Raw genomic sequence first — 20,883 nt, 5'->3', positions numbered from 1 at the left:
GCGACCTCGTTACCCGAAACGCTAGCCAACGCGGCTGCGGTCGGACGCGCCAGGGGCGACTTTAACCGAATTGGAATCGGTTTCTGATGTGCTGTCGTCCCCGGCCGGGGCCGTGCCGCGCCGCAGCAGCCGCGCCCACAGCCCGCGCGGTCCGCGGCCGTCGGCCGCCCCGGCCTGCCGGACCTCGCTTCCGGGCTGCTCCACGGCCGCCGCCGCGGCGCGGTCCACCGGCAGGACCTCGGCCTGCTCCGGTTGCGGCTCCACCGGCTCGGGCAGCAGCCCCAGGGCCGCGCACAGCGCCGGCAGCACCACGGTCGCAGCCCGCGCGTACCCACGGGCCGAGGGGTGGAAACGGTCGGGGCCGAACATCTCGTCGGGATAGCGCAGGAACTCCTCGGCGAGCAGGTCGCCCAGCGCCACGGTGCTGCCCCCCTCCTCCACCACCGCGACCGTCTGCGCGGCCGCCATCTGCCGGGAGGCGCGCCGCGCCACGGCGCGCAGCGGCTGCGGAATCGGCTGCACCGTGCCCAGGTCGGGGCAGGTGGCCACCACCACCGCAGCGCCGGAGGCCACCAGCTCCCGCACCACCTCGCGCAGGTGGGCCGCCGCGTCGGCGGGACGGATCCGGCCGATGACGTCGTTGGCGCCGATGAGGACCACGGCGAGGTCCACCCGCTGGCCGCGCACCCGCTCCAGTTGGGCGGCCAGTCCGCGGGAGGTGGCGCCTACCCGCGACACGTCGCGCAGCCGTACCGGCCGGTCCGCGGCGGCCGACAGCCCGGAGGCGATCTGCACCGGCGGGGTCTGGCGGGGGTCGTCCACGGCGAAGCCCGCGGCGGTGGAGTCGCCCATCATCACCAGGGTGAGCGGCTCGCCCCCGCCCACGCCGTAGACCCCGTCGACCCGGGGACGCTTCCAGGGGGTGATCCCGATCGCCCGGGCCGCGATCCTGGCCTGTAGGTACAGCAGGGCGACGGTGCTGGCGGCCAGCAGGGTCAGCCCTCCGCCGCCGAACGCCGTCGCCGCCGCGATCCGGCGGGCCTGCGCCGCGCGTAGCGCCATGCCGTCACCTCCGACCGCGAGAAGGACAACCGGTCCCTGCTCCTTGGTGGTACCCGGCAGCGGCGCCTGCCAGTCGTGGCAGGCCGGGGCCGTACCCCACCGAGCGGCGGCCGGGGAACAACAGAGGCGTATAGGGTTCGGACGAGCAGCGGAGAGCCGGTACCGCACGGCACCGGCCGCAGGCCGCGCAGCCGCCCCCTCCGCACACGGCGGCGCGGCGGCCCAGGGGAGGAAGGGAACTGTTGATGCGGGTCTACAACTCCTTGATCGAACTGGTCGGCAACACGCCGCTGGTCCGGCTGAAGAAGGTCGCCGCCGGAGTCGCGCCGACCGTGCTGGCCAAGGTGGAGTACTTCAACCCGGGAGGGTCGGTCAAGGACCGCATCGCCCTGCGCATGGTCGAGGACGCCGAGCGGCGGGGCCTGCTCCGGCCCGGCGGCACCATCGTGGAGCCGACCTCCGGCAACACCGGCGTGGGCCTGGCCATCGTCGCCGCCGAGAAGGGCTACCGCTGCGTGTTCGTCTGCCCCGACAAGGTCGGCGCCGACAAGCTCGCGGTGCTGCGCGCCTACGGGGCCGAGGTGGTGGTCTGCCCGACCACGGTCGCCCCCGACCACCCCGAGTCCTACTACTCGGTCTCCGACCGCCTGGCCGCGACCATCCCCGGGGCGTGGAAGCCCGACCAGTACGCCAACCCCAACAACCCCGAGTCGCACTACCACAGCACCGGCCCCGAGATCTGGGAGCAGACCGAGGGCCGCATCACCCACTTCGTCGCGGGCATCGGCACCGGTGGCACCATCACCGGCACCGGCCGCTACCTCAAGGAGGTCTCCGGCGGCCGGGTCAAGGTCATCGGCGCCGACCCGGAGGGCTCGGTCTACTCCGGCGGCACCGGACGCCCCTACCTGGTCGAGGGCGTGGGCGAGGACATCTGGCCCACCACCTACGACCCGGAGATCTGCGACGAGGTCGTGGCGGTCAGCGACAAGGACTCCTTCCTCATGACCCGCCGCCTCGCCCGGGAGGAGGCGCTGCTCGTCGGCGGCTCCTGCGGGCTGGCCGTGGTGGCCGCGCTCAAGGTGGCCGCCGGCGCGGGGCCCGACGACGTCGTCGTGGTGCTGCTGCCCGACGGCGGCCGCGGCTACCTCGGGAAGATCTTCAACGACGAGTGGATGGCCGACTACGGCTTCCTGGAGGCCGACACCGAGGAGGCCACCGCGGGCCAGGTGCTCGCCGCCAAGGACGACAGCCTGCCCGAGTTCGTGCACACCCACCCGCACGAGACCGTCGGCACGGCCGTGGCCATCATGCGCGAGTTCGGCGTCTCCCAACTGCCGGTCATGAAGGAGGAGCCGCCGGTCATGGCCGCCGAGGTGGTGGGCGCCATCGCCGAGCGCGACCTGCTCGGCGCGCTGTTCAACGGCCGCGCCCAGCTCGGCGACCCGGTGGAGGAGCACATGAGCCCCCCGCTGCCGGTGGTCGGCTCCGGCGAACCGGTGAGCCGCTGCGTGGAACTGCTCCAGGAGGCGGGCGCGGTGGTGGTTCTTGTCGACGGCAAACCCGCGGGCGTGCTCACCCGCCAGGACCTGCTGGCCCACCTGGCGGGCTGACCGGCCGCAGGAGGCGGCAGTGGCCGTGTCCCCGGGGTCGCTTCGGCGGGTGCCGGCGGCCCGGGGACACGGCCGCGGCGGGGACGCCGGGCTGCTTCGCCCGTCTGTCCGCGGGGGCGGTGGCGGGCCGCCCTGGAGGCTTGCCTGGAATGCCTCGCCGTCCCGGTCGCCCGGCTTCGCGGGCCAGACGTTCTAGAGGCGTTCGCCTCGGGCCGCCCGCACGAACGCGGCCCACTCGTCAGCGGGGAAGAACAGCGCGCCGAGGTCGCGGTTCTTGCTGTCGCGGATGCCGGTGACCGGGCCTTCGGAGACTTCGACGCAGGCGCCCCTCTCGGTGGTGTAGGTGGCCTTGTGCCAGTTTCTCGCGGGCGTGGTGTCGTCGCTAGTGGCCATGACCTCTCGCGTACTCGTGGACCAGGTTGCTGATGAAGTCCCGCGACTCCGTTGGGGAGAGCGCGGCTGCCTGAAGATGATCGAACACCCGCTCGTGTTCGGACAAGTCGCCCCTGTCTTCGTAGAACATCCCGTTCGGTGGAACATCCACGTAAACCGCCCGGTCGCTCTCATCGAAGGTGAGGATGGAGAACCCGTAGCTCTGCGACATCCCCTTGGCGTGGGGCAGCACCTGGATGTCGATGGTGGGACGCTCGGCCAGGTCCAGCAGGTGGCGCAACTGAACCTCCATCAGCTTCGGACCGCCGACGGCGCAGCGCAGGCACGACTCGTCGAGAACCGTCCAGATCCGGGGCGGAGTGTCGCGTTCCAGCACGTTGCGGTGGCGCTGTAGCCGCACCTCGATTCGGCGTTCCTGCTCCTCCTTGTCCGGCAGATAACCGCGCTTCATCAGCGCCGTCACGTACTCGGGGTGCTGGAGGAGGCCGGGGACAAGGCCGAGGGAGTACTCCTGGATCTTGGCCGCCTCGTGTTCCAGGCCGTAGAACGCGGTGACGAGGACGTCCTTGTACTGGAACCACCAAGGCTTCCTGCCGCGTGAAGCCTTGGCGATCTCGACCAGTTCCTCGCGCAGGTCGTCGCTGGCTCCGTAGAGGCGGCACAGTTCGGAGACGTCGGCGGAGTTCAGTCGGATGAACTTCCCGGTCTCGATGCGGATGATCTTGCCTGATTCCCAGCCCATCCTCTTGGAGACCTGGCTCTGGGAGAGCCCGCTCCGGGTGCGGAGCCGTTTGAGCTGGCTGACCAGGTGTCGGCGGCGGACTGGAGAGCCCTGGGACACGGCTGCCTCCTCGGGCGTCGAGGGCTGGACCTGAGTGGGTCTCATCTTCTCATCAGCTAGGAACTACGCTTTCCGGGATCTTCCGGACTGGTTTTTTCCAACACTTGGATTTTCTGAGTCTATGGGCAACTATGGATCTGCGTCCCGCCGCACTCGGGGCCGCACGTCAGTCACGTCACTTCCTTGGGAGAGCCATGTCCGCATTCCTCCCGACCGACGACTCCCGCCGGTCCTTGCTCGCCCGCCTGCAAGAGGAGCTTCACCGGCTCGGGGCATCCGCCCTGCTCGCCCTGTCCGCCACCGCGCATCCGGTGCTCTACGTCCGCGTCTGGGGGCGCCTGGTTCCGGTCGTGGTGGTGCGGGACGCCTCCGGTCACCGGTGGTTCATCTGGGGGCGGACCGGTCAGGCGCCCGCCAGCCACGTGGAGGGGGCCGCCGCCGTGCTGTGCGGGCTGGAGCCTCCGCCCGCCCCGTCCTGGACCGCCCCGGTGGCCGCGCGCCGCGCCGCACGGAAGGACGCCGCCTGATGACCGACAGCGGCACCGGCGAGTCCGCCTCCGGCCGCCTGTGCGCGGTCTCCGAATTCTGGGAACTGCCCGGCGATCCCGCGCTCTGCCCGGGCCTGCGCCGCCGCGTCCGCGCCAGCCTCACCGGCTTCCCGCACACCGCCGCCGACGCCGAACTGTTCGCCAACGCCTGCCGCCACTCCCTCAGCGGCGACGGCGGCAAGGTCTCGGTGAGCCTGTCGGGCTTGCGCACCGGCCTGGTCCTGGTCACCGTCACCGACCAAGGCCCCAAAGCAGACCCGGCCACCGGAGGGCCCCGCGTCCCCCAGGTCCGCCCGCTCGGCGACCCGCTCGCCCCCGGCGGGCGCGGCCTGCGCCTGGTCGCCGAGCTCACCACCGACTGGGGCCACTGGGCCACCGACGAGGGCGGCCACACCGTCTGGGCCGTCTTCGAACCCCCGCTGCCCGCCTACGCCTACCTCCCCCACGAACCCTGACCCGACCCGGTGGCCCCCGCCCGCAGACCTCCTCCGGTTTCCGGGATTTCCGGGGGCCACCCCCTGGGCGGCAACGGGCGCGTCGTCTAGTGTTCTCCTGGTATTACCAGCGAGTAAAGACGGAGACCCGGTGTCGCGGCTGCTTTCCTGGATGGTGCGCACGACCTGGTCGTGGGCCCGGCGCAAGGCGGACATCCGCCACGGCTCGCGCGCCGCCGCACGCTTCGCCGCCTACGGCGAGGGCACCTCCATCGCCTTCCCGCCCGCCACCATCTTCGGCGAACCCTGGATCGAACTGGGCTCCCACACGCTGATCGGCGCGGACATCACCCTCAGCGCCGGATACGTGCCCGGACTCGACCTCGGTCCCAGGCCGCTGCTCACCATCGGCGACGGCTGCACCATCGGCCGCGGCTCGCACGTCGTGGCGCACCGCTCCATCGTCTTCGGCGACCACGTCTTCACCGGCCCCTACGTCTACGTCACCGACCAGAACCACGGCTACGCCGACCCCGACACCCCGATCGGCTTCCAGTGGCCCACCGAGGCCCCGGTCCGCATCGGCTCGGGCTCCTGGATCGGGGCGAACGCGGTGATCCTGCCCGGAGTGACCCTGGGCCGCAACTGCGTGGTCGCCGCGGGCGCGGTGGTGCGCGCCGGCAACTACCCCGACCACAGCGTCATCGCGGGCGTGCCCGGCAGGGTGGTGCGCCGCTACGACCCCGAGACCGGATGGCAGCCCCCGATGCGCCAGGACCTGGTCGTCCGCCGCGACGACGCCGAACCCGCCGCGGGATGAGACGACGGCCACGGTCGTGGAGGGGGCGCGGGAGCACGGGGGAGTGACGGCCTGATACTACTGTGGCCCCATGAGTTACGAGGGGTTTGAGACACTGGCCATCCACGCCGGTCAAGAGGCGGATGCCGAGACCGGCGCGGTGGTGGTCCCGATCTACCAGACCAGCACCTACCGCCAGGACGGCGTGGGCGGGCTGCGCGGCGGCTACGAGTACTCCCGCACCGCCAACCCGACCCGCACGGCGCTGGAGGAGTGCCTGGCCGCGCTGGAGTCGGGCGTACGGGGCCTGGCGTTCGCGTCGGGCATGGCCGCCGAGGACACGCTGCTGCGCACCATCGCCCGGCCCGGCGACCACCTGATCATCCCCAACGACGCCTACGGCGGCACCTTCCGCCTGGTCTCGAAGGTCTTCGAGCGGTGGGGCCTGGCCTGGGACGCGGTCGACCTGTCCGACACCGACGCGGTGCGCGCCGCCGTGCGCCCCGAGACCGTCGCGGTCTGGGTGGAGACGCCCACCAACCCGCTGCTCAACATCGCCGACATCGCCGCGCTCGCGGAGATCGCGCATGCCTCCGGCGCGCTGCTGGTGGTGGACAACACCTTCGCCTCGCCCTACTTGCAGCGCCCGCTCACCCGGGGAGCGGACGTGGTGGTGCACTCCACCACCAAGTACCTGGGCGGCCACTCCGACGTGGTCGGCGGCGCGCTGGTGGTGGCCGACCCCGAGCTGGGCGAGCGGCTCGCCTTCCACCAGAACTCGATGGGCGCGGTCGCCGGGCCGTTCGACGCCTGGCTGACCCTGCGCGGCATCAAGACGCTGGCGGTGCGCATGGACCGGCACACCGCCAACGCCGAGCGGGTCGTCAACGCGCTGCTCGGTCACCCCGAGGTCGCCCAGGTGCTCTACCCGGGCCTGCCCGAGCACCCCGGCCACAAGGTGGCCGTCGACCAGATGCGCGCCTTCGGCGGCATGGTGTCGTTCCGGTTGAAGGGCGGCGTGGAGGCGGCGCTGCGGGTGTGCGCCAGGACGAAGGTGTTCACGCTCGCCGAGTCCCTGGGCGGTGTGGAGTCCCTGATCGAGCACCCCGGGAAGATGACGCACGCCTCCACCGCCGGTTCGCTGCTGGAGGTCCCGGACGACCTGGTCCGCCTCTCCGTGGGGATCGAAACAGCGGATGATCTGGTGAATGACCTTCTCCAGGCCCTGGAGCCGTGACCACGGGGAACAGGGGGACGGGAGGGGCCGCGCGTCCCTTCCGCCCCCGTCACGTCCCGCGGCTCCCGAAGAGGCTTCCGCCCGGCAAAGGCCCGGCGGTACCGGCGTCAACGGCGCCGTCCACGGGCTCCTCCTCCACCCGTGAAGCGGAGCGGGCCACGATGCCCCCGACGCCGCCGAGGTCCCGGCAGACGGCTCGGGCCAACCACCGCGCGGCGTCGTCGGCGCCCCGCCGGTCCAGCAGGGCGGCCAACCGGTAGGCGGCCGGCCGGTGCCCGGCTTCGGCGGCCCGGCGCAGCCACTCCTCCGCTCCTCCGGGGTCACCGCGCCGCTCGGACAGCAGCGCGAGGTCGTAGCCCGCGTCGAGTGAGCCCGCCGCCACGGCCCGGCGCAGCCACTCCGACGCCTGGCCGGGGTCCTCCGGCTCCGTGAGTCCGGCCAGTCGGCGCATCGCCTCGGCGTGCCCGGCCTCGGCGGCCCGGAGCAGCCACGTCCGCTTCTCCGCGGACCCGCCGAAGGCGTCCGAGGAGAGCAGGGCGAGTTCGTACATGGCCGCGACGTGACCCTGCTCGGCGGCCCGGCGGAACCAGTACCCGGCCCGGTAGAGGTCCCACCTCCCGGGCGGCCGCAGCGGGTCGGCCCACAGGCCCCGGCGGGGCTTCAACCGCATGCCCAGTGCGTACATCGCGGCGGCGCTCTCGGCCTCGGCGGCCCGGGCGTACCAGTCCGCCGCCTCCCCGTCCCGGCCGAGCCGTTCCAGGAGAAAGGCGAGGTCGTTCATTGCGCGCTGGTCGCCCCGCTCCGCCAGCGGACGCCACGCGGTCTCCGCGACCGACCACTCCCCGGCGTCGAGCGCAGCCCGGCCGATCCGCCACCGGTCGTCCTCGGCGGCCCGCTCCAGCGCGGCCAGCCACACGGGCCCCGGGACCGCGGCGGCGGCATCCGAGTCGACCAGGTAGTCGAAGGCCCGCCAGGTGGTCTGCGCGACGTCCCCGGGCACCAGCAGGCCCGCGGCCCCCGACCGCTGCTCGGTCGCCCACCGCCACGCCTCGTCGTGCCCCTCGGGACGCAGCAGGGCGGCACCGGCCAGATAACCGGTGTGCAGCCGGTCGAGCAGTTCCCTGGGCACCGGCGCGGTGAGCCCCACCCGGGCCAGGTCCACCGCCGCGGCGACCAGGGCGTGGCCGCGGGGATGCCCGCCGTCGGCGGTCGCGGCACGGGCGCTCTGCCACTCCTCCAGCAGTTCCGGACCGGCGGCCAGGTACTCCGCGACACCGAAGTCGCCGTGGCGGGCGTGGGCCTCCCGCAGCCGGTCGTCGCGGTGGGCGGCGGCGGACACGCGGGCCAGCTCCCCGGGCGACCACTCCCGGTGCAGCGTGAGGACGCGGGCCGTGTTCAGCACCAGCATCCCGGCGCGCAGCTCCGGGCGGCGGTCCCGCCGGTCGCGCAGCTCCCGGTAGAACCTGGCGCGCATGGTGGCCACCACGGGGACGCGGCGCTCCCGGAGCCATTCCAGCAGCTCCGGGCCGAGCGCCTGCGGGCCGAGGTGGTTTTCCAGGTCGTCCAGCCACAGCAGCCAGGACACGGCCCCGGCGTTGTCCAGTTCGACGAGTCTGCGCAGGTCAGACCCTGGGTCGGGGGCGAGCAGCCGGTGGCCGGGAAGGACCCGGCGCACCGCCTCCAGCGCGGTCCGGGACTTGCCCGCGGTGGAGGGGCCGACCACCAGCACCACTCCGCCCCGGTCCGCGGCGTCGCGTATCCGGTCGCGCAGCTCGCCGTCGGCGTCCCGGGCGACGTAGGGCGGGAGCCCGCTGCCGTCCCGGCCGCGCCGCACCCGGTGGACGCCCGCCAGCAGCGGGTCGTACTCGGTGGTCAGCGGCAGCTCGGCGAGGGAGCGCAGCGGGCGCCGGTCCCCGCCCGCGGCGGTGACGGTGACGTCGCCGTACACCGCTCCGGTCTGGATGAGGGTTCCCCGCACGCTCCCGGCGGAGTTCGACGCCCGCTCCGGCCACTGGTTCACGAGCAGCCCCCCGCCGCGCCGGTGCGGCGCCTGTTCCCGCGGGGCAGCCGCAAAGCCCCTACCATTCGTCCTCGAACCAGCCCTCGGGAGCGGGGACCGCCCGCGGCGGGGAGCGGTCGACGTGGCGCTCGGGGGTGCAGTCGCGGAAGGGCCCGGTCGCCGACAGCAGGACGTCCAGCTGGACGTCGAGGTGGTCGCGGTACCACACGGCCATGCCGGTGCCCGGCTCCCAGCGCAGCACCTCCCAGGCGTGCCACAGCGCCTGGAACCGCGACACCGCCTCCGCGTGCCGCCACCACTCCCCGCACCAGCGGTAACCGTCGTCGAGAGAGCGGAGGTAGACCGGGAGGAACCGGTAGCGGACGAACTCCTCCACGTTCCTGAAGACCGGCTCGGGAGCCGGCTGCGCGGTGTCCTCGGGGGCGTCGTCCAGGAATTCGTCGTCCACGAGACCGTCTCCTCCCCGTTGCCCGACCGGTGCCGACCGCGGTGCCGCGGCGCGCGGGACGCGCCGCCGGCCTACGGCCCCCGGAACAGGGTATGCCCCGGGGGCGCGGAGGGACAGGGGGTGCAAAGCGCCCTCGGGGCGGCGGGGACGCTCCCGAGGGCTCCGGGGGCGGCGGTCAGGCCGGGAAGCCCCGGAACTGGCCGAACCGCTCGCCCTCCGCCATCTTGAACACCGTGTAGAACTTCACCAGACGAAGACGCTCGTCCACGTCGAAGTTGGTGACCGCCGCCTGGAGCAGCACGGCGTCCATGACGTCGATCTCGCCGACCGAAGAAGTGGCGACGTAGTTGATCATCTCGGCGAACGCCGACTGGTCGTCCAGCTCCAGCCAGCGGTTGACGGTCATGGCGTAGGCCATGCCCTGCGCGAACGCCCCCACGCCCTGGAGGATGCGCTGCCAGTCCACCACGGGGAACCACCCCTCAGCTCGGAATCCACGATGACCTTGACGCCAGGGGGTTGTCGGGGCTGTTTCGCTCACCCGCGGCTCAGTTTCCAGAGTGCGTTCGCTGTTCCTGACAGGCAATCCCGAAATATGGGGATATGCAGGTGCGGAAGCGTCCGACAATATGGGACAGCCGTCGTGCTCCCTACCCGTGAGGCAGGCCCATGCGTGTCCCCCCGAGGCGAACCCTGACCGTCCTCCCCGCCGTGCTGCTGACCGCGGCGTGCGGCCTGCTTCCCGAAGTCGGCCCCGCCGCGCCGCAGCCGTCGCCGAGCCCGTCCGCCCCGCCCGGCCCGGACCTGCCCACCCTGCACGAACTGGTGCGCACGCACCTCGCCGACACCTGGGCCGAGGAGGTCGAGTACGGCGGCCGGTGCGAGGCACTGGGCTTCTCCGAACAGATGGACCTCGCCTCCCGCGGCGGCGTGTGCCTGGCGCTGTTCGCCGACTGGCAGGACAGCACGGTGTTCGTCGTCGGCCCGCCCGCCTCCGAGCCCTTCGAGGCGCTGCGGCTGGCCACCCCCGACGGCACGCACTGGGAGCTGGTGGAGAACTTCGTCATCGAGGACCCCTACGCCCCCGGCCCCGAGTGGCTCGACGGGGCGATCACGACCAAGGACGACCCCGCCGCCTGGGAGGTCACCGCGCCCACCCCGACCGAGGCCGCCGAGACCTGGCTGGCCGACCGCTACCTGCCGCTGGACTGCGAATCCACCGGCGGCACCCACCCGGAGCAGGACGCCTGGTGCCCCCGGGAGGAGGACCCCGGGCACGCGGAGGACCCGCAGCCCGGCGCGGAGACCTCGGTGGTGGTCACCCACAACGGCGAGCCGCGCTACCGGCTGCACCTGAGGCATACGGGGGACGGCTGGTCGCTCACCGACGAGGCCGAGATCGACGACCGGTACGGCTCCTGAGCCCCGCCCGGGCGGTCACCTCCGGGAGCGCCGCGACAGCAGGTCGCGCACCACGTAGGAGCCCAGCCGGTCGGGATCGGGACGGACCGTGCGGCCGCCGTTGCGGGACACCAGCGCGGTGACGAACTCCTCCAACCGCGGGTCGTCGGCCAGGGAGAACACGGTCAGCCGGGCGCCGCGCCGGGTCATCCGGTCCACCTCCGCCAGCGTCAGCTCCGTGGTCCGGCGCGCCGGAGGGTACGAGAAGTACGGCAGGCCGTCGTCCTCCAGGTGCGCGGTCGGCTCCCCGTCGGTCACCACCAGCACCACCGGCTCGAACTCCGGATGCCGGTCCAGGTGCCGCCCGGCGAGCAGCAGCGCGTGGTGCAGGTTGGTGCCCTGCACCGGCTTCAGCGACAGCTCCGCCAGCTCCCGCGGGGCCAGCACCCGGGCGTGGTCGTTGAATCCGACGATCTGCACCGCGTCCTGCGGGAAGCGGGTGGACACCAGCGCGTGCAGCGCCATCGCGGTCTGCTTGGCCGCCCCCCACAGGTCGCGCTGCACCATCGAGTACGACAGGTCCACCAGCAGGCACACCGCCGCCGCGTCGCGCTGTTCGGTCTCGGTCACCTCGAAGTCCTCGGGGCGCAGCCGCAGCCGACCGTCCCGGTCCGCCCCGCGCCGGGCCGCGTTGCTGAGGGTGCGCACCACGTCCAGCGGCTGCTCGTCGCCGAAGCGCCACGGCCTGCTGGTCCCGGTCGGCTCCCCGGCAGCGCCCGTGGCCCGGGCCTCGTGCGCGCCGGGCCGCCCCCCGGAGGCGGACAGCACGTCGCGCAGCGCCGCCTCGCCGAGCCTGCGCACCGCCTTGGGGGTCAGCTCCAGCCGGTTGCGCGACCCCGACAGGTACCCCTGGTCGCGCAGCTCCCGCTCCAGCTCGCGCAGCCGCTCCAGGTCCTCGGCGGCCGACCGGCCCAGGACGCGCCGCACCGCCTCGGCGTCGACGTCGTCCAGACGGGCTCCCGCGTACCCCTGGCCCAGGGCCTCCTCCAGCTCGGCCAGGTCGGCGAGCTCCGCCACGGCCGTGGTGGCGTCGCCCAGCCCCAGCTCCGCCTCGCCGGAGACGTCCACACCGCCCGACCAGACCAGGTCCGGGCGGCGGGCGCGCAGCCGCTCGCCGAGCCGCTGCACCGCGCTGTCGAGCCCCGCCTCCCGCATCGCCTGGCGGCTCAGCTCCAGCAGTTCGGCGCGTTGCTCGGGGGTGAGCGAGTCCAGCAGGCGTTGCAGGGCCGCCGAGCGCCGCGCCAGCAGGTCCACGAGCTCGTCCAGGTCGCGCGGGTTCTCCGGGAAGAAGTCGCCGAACTCGGCCAGGAACCGGTCGAAGTCGGCCTGGGTGTGCTCGCCGCGGTCGTCGGCGTCCAGCATCGCGTGCAGCGCGTCCAGCATCGCGCGCACCCGTCGCAGGTCCGCGGGGGTACCACCGGCCAGGGCCTGCTTCATGCCGCGGAACTGGGCGTCCAGGACCTCGCGGCGCAGCAGGTCCCGCAGGCGCTCGAAGGTCTCGCGGGCGTCGGGGGAGCGCCACCGGTAGTCGGCGAGCCGCCGGATCGCCGCGGCCGGATCGGACGGCAGCTCGTCGAGCTCCCGCTCCCGCAGCCGCGCGTCGTCGCCCGGGTCGGGGAAGAGGACCGCGCGCTCCTGGCCCACGGCCTGGTCCAGGAGCCGCCGCGCCTGCGCCAGGACACCGTCCAGCCTGCCCCGGGAGCGCAACTGCCGGCCGCGCTCGCGGACGCGGCGCAACAGGTCGTCCAGCCCGGCCAGGCCGCGTGTGCCGCGGCGCAGCAGGTCCCGCAGCGCCCGCGTGGGCGAGGAGCCCGCCATGACCGAGCGGCCCAGCTCGTCCAGTGCGGCGCGCACGTCGTAGGGGGGACGCAGCGGGTCGGGGCCGTCCTCGTAGCGCCCGTACCGGAAACCGCCCATGCCGCAGCCCCTCTTCCTCGCTCAGGTACGGTAGCGCGACCCGTCCGGCAGGGCGTCCTTGGACAGCCGCCGGTTCAGGTACAGGCCCTCCAGCGCGAACTCCACGGCCGACGCCGCGTAGCCGGGGGCGGCGGCCGGGTCGTCGTCGCTGTCCGGCATGACCCGCTTGACCAGTTCCGCCAGCCCGGTGAACGGGCCGACCCGCTTCAGCAGCTCCTCGGCGCCCACCAGCTCGCCCGACTCCACGGACGCGCCGGAGGAGAAGCGCTCGGTCAGCGGCCCCAGGTCCACCCCGCCCAGCACGTGGCGGAACGTGTCGTAGACGGCGCGGCGCAGCAGGTGCTCCAGCACCGCGGACTCCCGGCCCTCCTCGGACACGTCGAACTCCACCTTGCCGCGCAGCACGTCCGTGACCGCGGGCAGGTCGCACACGCGCGCCACCGCCCGCTGCTCGCCGGTCAGCGCGGCGCGGCGCTCCGCGGAGGCCGCGACCGTCTCCAACGCGGCGATCGCGAACCGCGCCGACACGCCGGAGCGCTCGTCCACCGACGGGGACTCGCGCACCAGCCGGGTGAACCGCGCCACGGCCTCCACCAGGTACGGCGGGACGCGCACCCCCGGCGGCAGCGTGCTCTCCTGCTCGATCAGGGCGATCTCGTCGTCGAGCTCCAGCGGGTAGTGGGTGCGGATCTCCGCGCCGAACCGGTCCTTGAGCGGCGTGATGATCCGGCCCCGGTTGGTGTAGTCCTCCGGGTTGGCGCTCGCCACCACCAGCAGGTCCAGCGGCAGCCGCAGCTGGTAGCCGCGGACCTGCACGTCCCGCTCCTCCAGCACGTTGAACAGCGCCACCTGGATGCGCGCGGCCAGGTCGGGCAGCTCGTTCAGGCAGAACACGCCCCGGTTGGAGCGCGGCACCAGGCCGTAGTGCACGGTCTCCGGATCGTCCAGGCTGCGGCCCTCGGCGAGCCGGACCGGGTCGACGTCGCCGATGAGGTCGCCGACGCTGGTGTCGGGAGTGGCGAGCTTCTCGCCGTAGCGCTCGCTGCGGTGCCGCCACACGATGGGCAGGTCGTCGCCGTACTCCTCGACCATGCGGCGGGCCTGGGGGGAGACCGGGGCGTAGGGGTGGTCGTTGAGGGCGCACCCGGGCACGGCCGGACTCCACTCGTCCAGCAGGCCGGTGAGCGTGCGGATCAGCCGTGTCTTGCCCTGGCCGCGCTCGCCCAGGAGCACCACGTCATGCCGGGCGAGCAGGGCCCGTTCGAGCTGCGGCAGTACGGTCTTGCCGAACCCCACGACGCCCGGGAAGCGCTCCTCACCGGAACGCATCCGCTGAAGGAGGTTCTCGCGGACCTCGTCCTTGACGGTCCGGTGGCGGTGCCCCGAAGCGCGCAGCGCGCCCAGGGTGTGCGGAAGGTCGACGTGATCGGGCACACGGTCGAGTCTATTCACCGGACCCGGGCCGTGAAGGCCCCGGGAGAAGAAACCGCCCTCCCGCACGGCCCCGGCGGCGGGGTGCGGCCGGATCCCGCGGATCCTCGGGCAGAGTGGGAATGTTCTACCCGCACGGGGAACCGTCACCAGAGAGGGACGGTTCCGGCGAGAGTCCGCTCACGGTGGACGGCGAGGAGGCGACAGTGGCCCGGTTCAGCGACGCACTGGCTACCGGGGTCGACCTGGTGAGCGCGGCCGAGCGCGCGGCCCTGGAGGCGCTCGGTCGGCTCGACGGTCCGGCCGACCTCGTCTGCGTGTTCGTCAGCGGATTCGACCCGGATGAGGTGGCGCTGGCCGGGGAGCGCGTCATGGCCATGGCCGAGGGCGCGACCACCATCGGTTGCAGCGCCGACGGGGTCATCGGCGGGGGCCGCGGCACCGAGGGGCAGGGGGCGGTGAGCGTGTGGGCGGCGATGCTGCCCGGGGTCACCATGACCCCGTTCGAACTCGCCGCGGTCCCGGAGGGCGACCACCTCGCCGTGGTCGGCATGCTCCAGCACACGCCCGCCGACCGGGCCGTGCTGCTGCTGACCAACCCCTACACCTTCCCCACGCACTCGTTCGTGCGGCGCAGCGAGGCGATCCTGGGCGACCTCCCCATCGTCGGCGGCCTCGCCGACGGCGCCTACGGCGGCGACAGCGTCCGACTGTTCTTGCAGGGCGAGACCGTGCAGGCGGGCGCCGTGGGCCTGCTGATCGGCGGGGAGGGGGTGCTGGGGACAGTGGTGAGCCAGGGCTGCCGCCCCGTCGGCCCCTCCATGGTGGTGACCAAGGCCGAGGAGAACCTGCTGCTGGAGCTGGCGGGGGTGCCCGCCTACCGGAAACTGGAGGACATCATCGGCGCCCTCCCCCCGGAGGAGCAGGAGCTGGCCGCGGAGGGGCTGCACATCGGCATCGCCATCGACGAGTACGCCGAGCGGCACGAGAGCGGGGACTTCCTGATCCGCGGGGTGCTCGAAGCCGACCCGGAGGAGGGCTCGATCACCATCGGGGACGTCGTCGAGGTCGGCCAGACCGTGCGCTTCCAGGTCCGCGACCACGACACCGCCGACAGCGACCTGCTGGAGCAGTTGCGCCTGTTCGCCCGCGACACCGGGAACGCGGCCGAGGGCGCCCTGCTGTTCTCCTGCAACGGCCGGGGCAGCGCGATGTTCCCCTCCGCCGACCACGACGTGCGCTGCGTGCGGCAGACCCTCGGAATCGACGCGGTCGGCGGATTCTTCGCCGCGGGGGAGATCGGCCCGGTGGCCGGGCGCAACCACCTGCACGGCTTCACCGCCTGCATGCTGGCCTTCCGGGGGTGACGGCGGTCGCCGCCCGTCCTACCGGCTGACCACCACGACGGTCTGCGCCATCTTGTCCCACAGCGCCTGGGCGTTGTCGTCGCCGGCGATGAAGAGCGAGGACACGAAGACGAACGTGTGCCCCAGGCAGGGCAGCGAGTGCGGCAGCCCGAACGCCGCGCTGCGCAGGACGCTCGGCCCCTGGGACAGGGGAGCGCCGTTGGCGTTGATCACCCGCAGCCCGGTCATCATCTTGCCGGGGGTGCGCCCCGACGCGGCGACGAAGAACCAGTCGTACAGGAAGGCGGCCACCCCCCAGCCGAAGGCGAACAGCAGGCCGAACGTCTGGTCGAACGTCGACGACGGCTCCTCCAGGTTCGGGTAGGCCATGAAGACGAGCAGGACGATCCCGAAGGTGAGCAGCCACACCAGGACGCTCAGCAGCAGGTAGTCGATGATCCGCGCGCCCAGTCGGCGGCCGAACCCGGCCAGGGGGAGCCCGGTCGGGGCGTGGACGCGGACGGTGGAGGGCGCCGGCGGCGGGGGCGGCGGAGGAGCCGACGGCACCGGGGGGACCGGGGGCGTCGGCGGCATCGGGTAGTTCTCGCCCGGCCTGCCGGGATAGGGAAGCGGTGCCCCGTGCGGCTGCTGGTGCGGATTGTGCCAGGGAGGAGTGCTCACCCGAGCATTATCTCCGGGAGTACGGGCAGGCGCACCCGTCCCTCCGCCGGGCCCTCCCGACGGCCCCGTAACGCGGAAGGGGTGGCTCTCGGCCACCCCTTCCGCGTTGTGCGTTCGGGGTTATGCGCCGCCGTTGTAGGGGACCGCGTCGATGATCTCCACCGTCGCTTCCTTGCCGTTCGGAAGCTTGTAGGTGGCCTTCTCACCGGCCTTCTTGCCGTTGATGGCCTCGCCCAGCGGGGACTTGGGGGAGTACACGTCGATGGGCGCCCCGCTCTCCTCGCGGGAGGCCAGGAGGAAGGTCATCTCCTCGTCGTCTCCCTCGAACTTGATCGTCACCGTCATGCCCGGGCTGACCACGCCCTCGCGCTGCGGAGCCTGGCCGACACGGGCGGTGCTCAGGACCGACTGCAGGTGGGCGATCCGGGCCTCGATCTTCCCCTGCTCCTCCTTGGCAGCGTGGTAGCCGCCGTTCTCCCTCAGGTCGCCTTCTTCCCGAGCGGCTTCGATCCGATCGGCGATCTCGATGCGACCAGGCCCTGACAAGTACTCCAGCTCTGCGGAGAGCCGGTCGTACGCCTCCTGAGTGAGCCAGGTGACGTTGTCATCACGGGTCTCGGTCACGGGAACTCCCTCGATGGTTCTAGGGACCGCGCCGGGGCGCGGTAGATGAAACTACGAGATTAGCACCGAGCTCCCAGAGCCGGTTGACCATGGAAAACGGCACCACGGCAGGTGCGTCTCCGCGGGGGCGGAACGCGACGGCGCCTGTCGGGGGCCGCGGTCGTGCTCGGGAGTCCGATGCCGTGCTCCGCGGTGGAGCTGGGTCGGAAACTAGTACTGGTCGGCTGTCTCGCTTGTGGAACCTTGTTCCCTGCAAGAGACGACTTGTACCGTCGTAGCGCGACGAACTGTGTCGATCGTCGCCTCCACGTTCCGCAGCCCGCCCTCGACCGACACCTCGGTCAGCCCGACCTCGACGTGCTGTTCGTCGTAGGCCCTGATCAGACAGCGCGCTCCCGAGTCACTGGTGGTCTGGAAGGAGATCCGCGCCTCGGTGTCGGAGACGATCCGCCAGGCGACCGTCTGGTGGTGCACCTGCCCCAGGGCGTTGCCGCTGTAGCTGAACAGCGCGATCCCCCAGCCGATCGTGAACACGACGGCGGCCAGGACGCCGAGGACGAAGAAGAACGGCTGGTTGCCCAGGCGTCGCCGCGTGCCCGACGCCGGCCGGGCGGCGGTGGGCTGGGAGTCTTCGGGCTGGGGCGGCATAAGGGAATCTCCGAGAGTGGGACCTACGTTGTCTAAGATATCCCTGCCTCCACAGGCTCACGTTCCGCCCAGCCGTTTCGCGTCGGGTCCCACGGTGCGGGCGGGGTGGGCGGGGCGGTGAACGCCGTCCGACCACGACATCGAGGGGCTTCCCAAGTGTCCGACCGCTTGCGGCTCATGGCCGTGCATGCCCACCCCGACGACGAGTCGAGCAAGGGCGCGGCCACCATGGCGCGCTACGTGAACGAAGGCGCGGAGGTGTTGGTCGTCACCCTCACCGGCGGTGAACGGGGATCCATCCTCAACCCCGCCATGGACCGTCCGGAAATCCTGGCCAACATCGGCGAGGTCCGGCGCAAGGAGATGGAGGAGGCCCGGCGCATCCTCGGCGTCCGCCAGGAGTTCGCCGGCTTCGTCGACTCCGGTCTTCCCGAGGGGGACCCCCTTCCTCCGCTGCCGGAGGGCTGCTTCGCCCTGCAACCCCTGGAGGTCGCCGCCGAACCGCTGGTGCGCATGGTCCGCGACTTCCGGCCGCACGTCATGCTCACCTACGACGAGCAGGGCGGCTACCCCCACCCCGACCACATCATGTGCCACCGGGTCTCCGTCGAGGCCTTCGAGGCCGCCGCCGACCCGGAGCGCTACCCCGGAACCGGGGAGCCGTGGCAGACGCTCAAGCTCTACTACCACGTCTCCTTCCCCCGCGAGCGCTTCGAGGCCATCGCCAAGGTCCTCACCGACCGCGGCCTGGAGAACCCGTTTGCCGAGTGGATGGAGCGGATGGAGAAGCGCGACTTCCCGCGGTGGGAGATCACCACCCGCGTGAAGTGCGACGACTACTTCGAGACCCGCGACCGCGCGCTCCTCGCGCACGCCACCCAGATCGACCCCAACGGCTTCTGGTTCGCCGTGCCCATCGACATCCAGCGCGAGGCGTGGCCCACCGAGGACTACCACCTGGCGCGCTCGCTGGTCGACACCGAGCTGCCCGAGGACGACCTCTTCGCGGGCATTCGGGGCACGGTGTGAGAATAGGGACCATGAACCTCTCGGCGCTCCAGCTTGCAGACTCCGTGAACGACCTGGCGACCCCGGGCCTGCTCGGATTCACCGTCATCGCGCTCATCGGCGGGGCGCTGTTCCTGCTCATGCGCTCCATGCGGCGGCATCTGGAAGCCGCACGCTCCCACGACTTCGGCACCGCCGAGGCGTCCGCCACCGAGCCGAACACCTCGGACAAGCCGGGCGACCAGGCGGACTGACCACCGCCGACCGGTCCCTACGCGGCCCCGCCCCGGTCCGGGCGGGGCCGCGGCCGTTTCCGGGGTGTCCGACGCCCCCGCAGCGGGCAGAGTAGGGGACATGCCCAACCGTCTCGCCCGAGCAACCAGTCCCTATCTGCGCCAGCACGCCGACAACCCGGTGGACTGGTACCCCTGGGGGGAGGAGGCGTTCGCCGAGGCGCGCCGCCGCGACGTGCCCCTGCTGCTGTCCGTCGGCTACGCCGCCTGCCACTGGTGCCACGTCATGGCGCACGAGTCGTTCGAGGACGAGCAGACCGCGCGGATCATGAACGCCAACTTCGTCAACGTCAAGGTCGACCGAGAGGAACGGCCCGACGTGGACGCGGTCTACATGGAGGCCACCCAGGCCATGACCGGACAGGGCGGCTGGCCCATGACAGTCTTCGCCACCCCCGACGGCGCCCCCTTCTACTGCGGCACCTACTTCCCCCGTGAGCACTTCCAGCGGCTGCTGCTGGGCATCAGCCACGCCTGGCGCACCGACCGCTCCGGAGTGGTCGGGCAGGGCAGGCGCGTCGTCGACGCGCTGAGCGCCCCGCGCACCCTGCCCGGCGGCCCGCCGCCCTCCGCCGGGACGCTCGCCACGGCCGTGGAGCTGTTGGCGGCCGACTTCGACCACGCCAACGGGGGCTTCGGCGGCGCCCCCAAGTTCCCGCCGTCCATGGTGCTGGAGTTCCTGCTGCGCCACCACGCCCGCGTCGGCGGCGAGGAGGGCGCCGCAGCACTGCGCATGGTGCGCCGCACCGCCGACGCCATGGCCCGCGGCGGCATGTACGACCAGTTGGGCGGAGGGTTCGCGCGCTACTCGGTGGACGCCTCCTGGACGGTGCCGCACTTCGAGAAGATGCTGTACGACAACGCCCTGCTGGTGCGCTGCTACACCCACCTGTGGCGGCAGACCGGCGACGCGACGGCCCGCCGGATCGCCCTGGAGACCGCCGACTGGATGGTCGCCGAGCTGCGCACCGACGAGGGCGGCTTCGCCAGCGCGCTGGACGCCGACAGCGAGGGCGAGGAGGGCCGCTACTACGTGTGGACCCGCCCGCAGTTGCGGGAGGCCCTCGGGGAGGCGGACGGCGCGTGGGCCGCCGACCTGTTCGGCGTCACCGAGCAGGGCACCTTCGAGCACGGGGCCTCGGTGCTGCAACTGCGCGCCGACCCCGACGACGCCGAGCGGTACGCCCGCGTCCGCGACCGGCTGCGCCGGGCCCGCGCCGCACGGGTCCGCCCCGCCCGCGACGACAAGGTGGTCACCGCCTGGAACGGGCTGGCGATCGCCGGGCTCGCGGAGGCCGGAGCCCTGCTGGACCGCCCCGACCTGGTGGACCGCGCCCGGGAGGCGGCCCGGCTGCTGGTCGGACGGCACTACGATGGCGGACGACTGGTCCGCGCCTCGCTCGGCGGGGTCCCGGGGGAGAGCACGGGCGTGCTGGAGGACTACGCCGACCTCGCCGAGGGGCTGCTCGCCCTGCACGCGGTCACCGGCGAGGCGGAGTGGGTGGGGGTGTGCGGCGCGCTGCTGGACACCGTGCTCACCCGCTTCTCCGACGGCTCGGGCGGCTTCTACGACACCGCGGACGACGCCGAGTCCCTGTTCAACCGGCCGCGGGAGGTCACCGACAACGCCGTCCCGTCGGGCTGGTCGGCGGCGGCGGGCGCCCTGCTGGGGTATGCGGCGCTCACCGGCTCGACCCGGCACCGCGAGGCGGCGGAGGCCGCGCTCGGGGTGTTCACCGCGCTCGCGGAGAAGGCGCCGAGGTTCGCCGGGTGGGGGCTGGCGGTGGCCGAGGCGTTCCTCGCCGGGCCGTTGGAGGTCGCGGTGGTCGGGCCGGACGGGGATCCGGCCACCGAGGAACTGCACCGCGCCGCGCTGCTGGCCGCCGCCCCGGGAACCGTGGTGAGTCGAGGGAACGGGATCGACGACGGGGGCGTCGGACTACTGCGGGACCGGCCACTGGTCGACGGGCGTCCCGCAGCCTACGTGTGCCGGAACTTCGCCTGCCGCCTGCCCGTCACCACCGCCGAGGCGCTGGCCGCGGAACTCGCCGCGGTCTGAGGGGAAGGCACGCGGGGGCG

The 20,883-nt window shown here is 72.9% G+C and carries 21 protein-coding genes; 10 read left to right on the top strand and 11 right to left on the bottom strand.

Translation table 11 applies throughout. The features are described 5' to 3' along the window. Window positions 1–21 precede the first annotated feature (21 nt). Window positions 22–1,062 (bottom strand): SGNH/GDSL hydrolase family protein, encoded by a 1,041-nt coding sequence (locus tag AC529_RS03335; protein ID WP_068753418.1) that lies wholly within the window; start codon window positions 1,060–1,062, stop codon window positions 22–24. A 245-nt stretch (window positions 1,063–1,307) separates the two neighbouring features. Here AC529_RS03335 and AC529_RS03330 point away from each other — a divergent pair, with 245 nt between their 5' ends. Then, the gene (locus AC529_RS03330; protein ID WP_068753417.1) at window positions 1,308–2,675 is read left to right on the top strand and encodes a cystathionine beta-synthase; all 1,368 of its coding nucleotides are present in this window, start codon (window positions 1,308–1,310) and stop codon (window positions 2,673–2,675) included. 192 nt (window positions 2,676–2,867) lie between these two features. On the opposite strand, the gene AC529_RS03325 is transcribed toward AC529_RS03330, so the two are convergent. Both AC529_RS03325 and AC529_RS03320 read right to left on the bottom strand, forming a co-directional pair. Next, window positions 2,868–3,068 (bottom strand): DUF397 domain-containing protein, encoded by a 201-nt coding sequence (locus tag AC529_RS03325; RefSeq protein ID WP_068753416.1) that lies wholly within the window; start codon window positions 3,066–3,068, stop codon window positions 2,868–2,870. Continuing rightward, window positions 3,058–3,909, bottom strand: coding sequence for a helix-turn-helix domain-containing protein (locus tag AC529_RS03320; RefSeq protein WP_232306548.1), 852 nt, complete (start codon window positions 3,907–3,909; stop codon window positions 3,058–3,060). The genes AC529_RS03325 and AC529_RS03320 overlap by 11 nt, the downstream gene beginning before the upstream one ends. Before the next feature lie 194 nt (window positions 3,910–4,103). On the opposite strand from AC529_RS03320, the gene AC529_RS03315 reads away from it, so the two are divergent. The 4 genes from AC529_RS03315 (at window position 4,104) to AC529_RS03300 (ending at window position 6,927) form a co-directional block, all read left to right on the top strand. Next, complete coding sequence (locus AC529_RS03315) at window positions 4,104–4,436, top strand: hypothetical protein (RefSeq protein WP_068753415.1); 333 nt, start codon at window positions 4,104–4,106, stop codon at window positions 4,434–4,436. Then, on the top strand, window positions 4,436–4,912 hold the full coding sequence (locus tag AC529_RS03310) for an ATP-binding protein (RefSeq protein ID WP_068753414.1): 477 nt from the start codon (window positions 4,436–4,438) through the stop codon (window positions 4,910–4,912). The genes AC529_RS03315 and AC529_RS03310 overlap by 1 nt, the downstream gene beginning before the upstream one ends. 130 nt (window positions 4,913–5,042) lie before the next feature. Beyond that, window positions 5,043–5,711, top strand: coding sequence for an acyltransferase (locus AC529_RS03305; RefSeq protein WP_068753413.1), 669 nt, complete (start codon window positions 5,043–5,045; stop codon window positions 5,709–5,711). 70 nt (window positions 5,712–5,781) lie between these two features. After that, on the top strand, window positions 5,782–6,927 hold the full coding sequence (locus AC529_RS03300; RefSeq protein ID WP_068753412.1) for a cystathionine gamma-synthase: 1,146 nt from the start codon (window positions 5,782–5,784) through the stop codon (window positions 6,925–6,927). Between the two features lie 49 nt (window positions 6,928–6,976). Here AC529_RS03300 and AC529_RS03295 read toward each other — a convergent pair whose 3' ends face one another. From AC529_RS03295 to AC529_RS03285, 3 genes are all read right to left on the bottom strand, one after another. After that, the gene (locus AC529_RS03295; protein WP_068753411.1) at window positions 6,977–8,947 is read right to left on the bottom strand and encodes a tetratricopeptide repeat protein; all 1,971 of its coding nucleotides are present in this window, start codon (window positions 8,945–8,947) and stop codon (window positions 6,977–6,979) included. 58 nt (window positions 8,948–9,005) lie between these two features. Next, window positions 9,006–9,395 (bottom strand): DUF4913 domain-containing protein, encoded by a 390-nt coding sequence (locus AC529_RS03290; protein WP_083947893.1) that lies wholly within the window; start codon window positions 9,393–9,395, stop codon window positions 9,006–9,008. 175 nt (window positions 9,396–9,570) lie between these two features. Next, a complete protein-coding gene (locus AC529_RS03285) occupies window positions 9,571–9,864 on the bottom strand; it encodes a hypothetical protein (protein ID WP_068753410.1) in 294 nt (97 codons plus the stop codon). 200 nt (window positions 9,865–10,064) lie between these two features. On the opposite strand from AC529_RS03285, the gene AC529_RS03280 reads away from it, so the two are divergent. After that, entirely contained in the window at window positions 10,065–10,817 is a 753-nt protein-coding gene (locus tag AC529_RS03280; protein WP_068753409.1) for a hypothetical protein, read from the top strand. Window positions 10,818–10,832: 15 nt separating this feature from the next. Here the strand turns inward: AC529_RS03280 and AC529_RS03275 are convergent, their stop codons facing one another. Continuing rightward, a complete protein-coding gene (locus AC529_RS03275) occupies window positions 10,833–12,773 on the bottom strand; it encodes a VWA domain-containing protein (protein WP_068753408.1) in 1,941 nt (646 codons plus the stop codon). A 21-nt stretch (window positions 12,774–12,794) separates the two neighbouring features. Further along, entirely contained in the window at window positions 12,795–14,207 is a 1,413-nt protein-coding gene (locus AC529_RS03270) for a sigma 54-interacting transcriptional regulator (RefSeq protein ID WP_068753407.1), read from the bottom strand. 203 nt (window positions 14,208–14,410) lie between these two features. Between AC529_RS03270 and AC529_RS03265 the strand changes: the two genes are divergently transcribed. Then, window positions 14,411–15,571 carry an FIST signal transduction protein gene (locus AC529_RS03265; protein WP_068753406.1) on the top strand — a complete coding sequence of 387 codons (1,161 nt, stop codon included), beginning with the start codon at window positions 14,411–14,413 and terminating at the stop codon, window positions 15,569–15,571. An 18-nt stretch (window positions 15,572–15,589) separates the two neighbouring features. Here the strand turns inward: AC529_RS03265 and AC529_RS03260 are convergent, their stop codons facing one another. The 3 genes from AC529_RS03260 to AC529_RS03250 all read right to left on the bottom strand — a co-directional run bounded on the left by AC529_RS03260 (window position 15,590) and on the right by AC529_RS03250 (window position 17,503). Beyond that, window positions 15,590–16,231, bottom strand: a complete 642-nt coding sequence (locus AC529_RS03260; RefSeq protein ID WP_232306547.1) for an RDD family protein — start codon at window positions 16,229–16,231, stop codon at window positions 15,590–15,592. Between the two features lie 120 nt (window positions 16,232–16,351). Then, window positions 16,352–16,855: a transcription elongation factor GreA gene (gene greA / locus AC529_RS03255; RefSeq protein WP_068753405.1), complete on the bottom strand. Its 504-nt coding sequence runs from the start codon at window positions 16,853–16,855 to the stop codon at window positions 16,352–16,354. A 210-nt stretch (window positions 16,856–17,065) separates the two neighbouring features. Beyond that, complete coding sequence (locus tag AC529_RS03250) at window positions 17,066–17,503, bottom strand: DUF4307 domain-containing protein (RefSeq protein ID WP_068753404.1); 438 nt, start codon at window positions 17,501–17,503, stop codon at window positions 17,066–17,068. 156 nt (window positions 17,504–17,659) lie between these two features. Between AC529_RS03250 and mca the strand changes: the two genes are divergently transcribed. The 3 genes from mca to AC529_RS03235 all read left to right on the top strand — a co-directional run bounded on the left by mca (window position 17,660) and on the right by AC529_RS03235 (window position 20,863). Then, entirely contained in the window at window positions 17,660–18,532 is an 873-nt protein-coding gene (mca, locus tag AC529_RS03245) for a mycothiol conjugate amidase Mca (RefSeq protein ID WP_068753403.1), read from the top strand. Window positions 18,533–18,543: 11 nt separating this feature from the next. Continuing rightward, window positions 18,544–18,765 carry a hypothetical protein gene (locus AC529_RS03240; protein WP_068753402.1) on the top strand — a complete coding sequence of 74 codons (222 nt, stop codon included), beginning with the start codon at window positions 18,544–18,546 and terminating at the stop codon, window positions 18,763–18,765. Window positions 18,766–18,865: 100 nt separating this feature from the next. After that, complete coding sequence (locus AC529_RS03235) at window positions 18,866–20,863, top strand: thioredoxin domain-containing protein (RefSeq protein ID WP_068753401.1); 1,998 nt, start codon at window positions 18,866–18,868, stop codon at window positions 20,861–20,863. The last annotated feature ends 20 nt before the right edge of the window (window positions 20,864–20,883 follow it).

Source organism: Thermobifida cellulosilytica TB100, assembly GCF_001517975.1.
In the GTDB taxonomy this organism is placed as follows: Bacteria; Actinomycetota; Actinomycetes; order Streptosporangiales; family Streptosporangiaceae; genus Thermobifida; species Thermobifida cellulosilytica.
The sequence above is the reverse complement of the archived record's forward strand: the minus strand, read 5'-3'. Positions and strand labels throughout refer to the sequence as shown.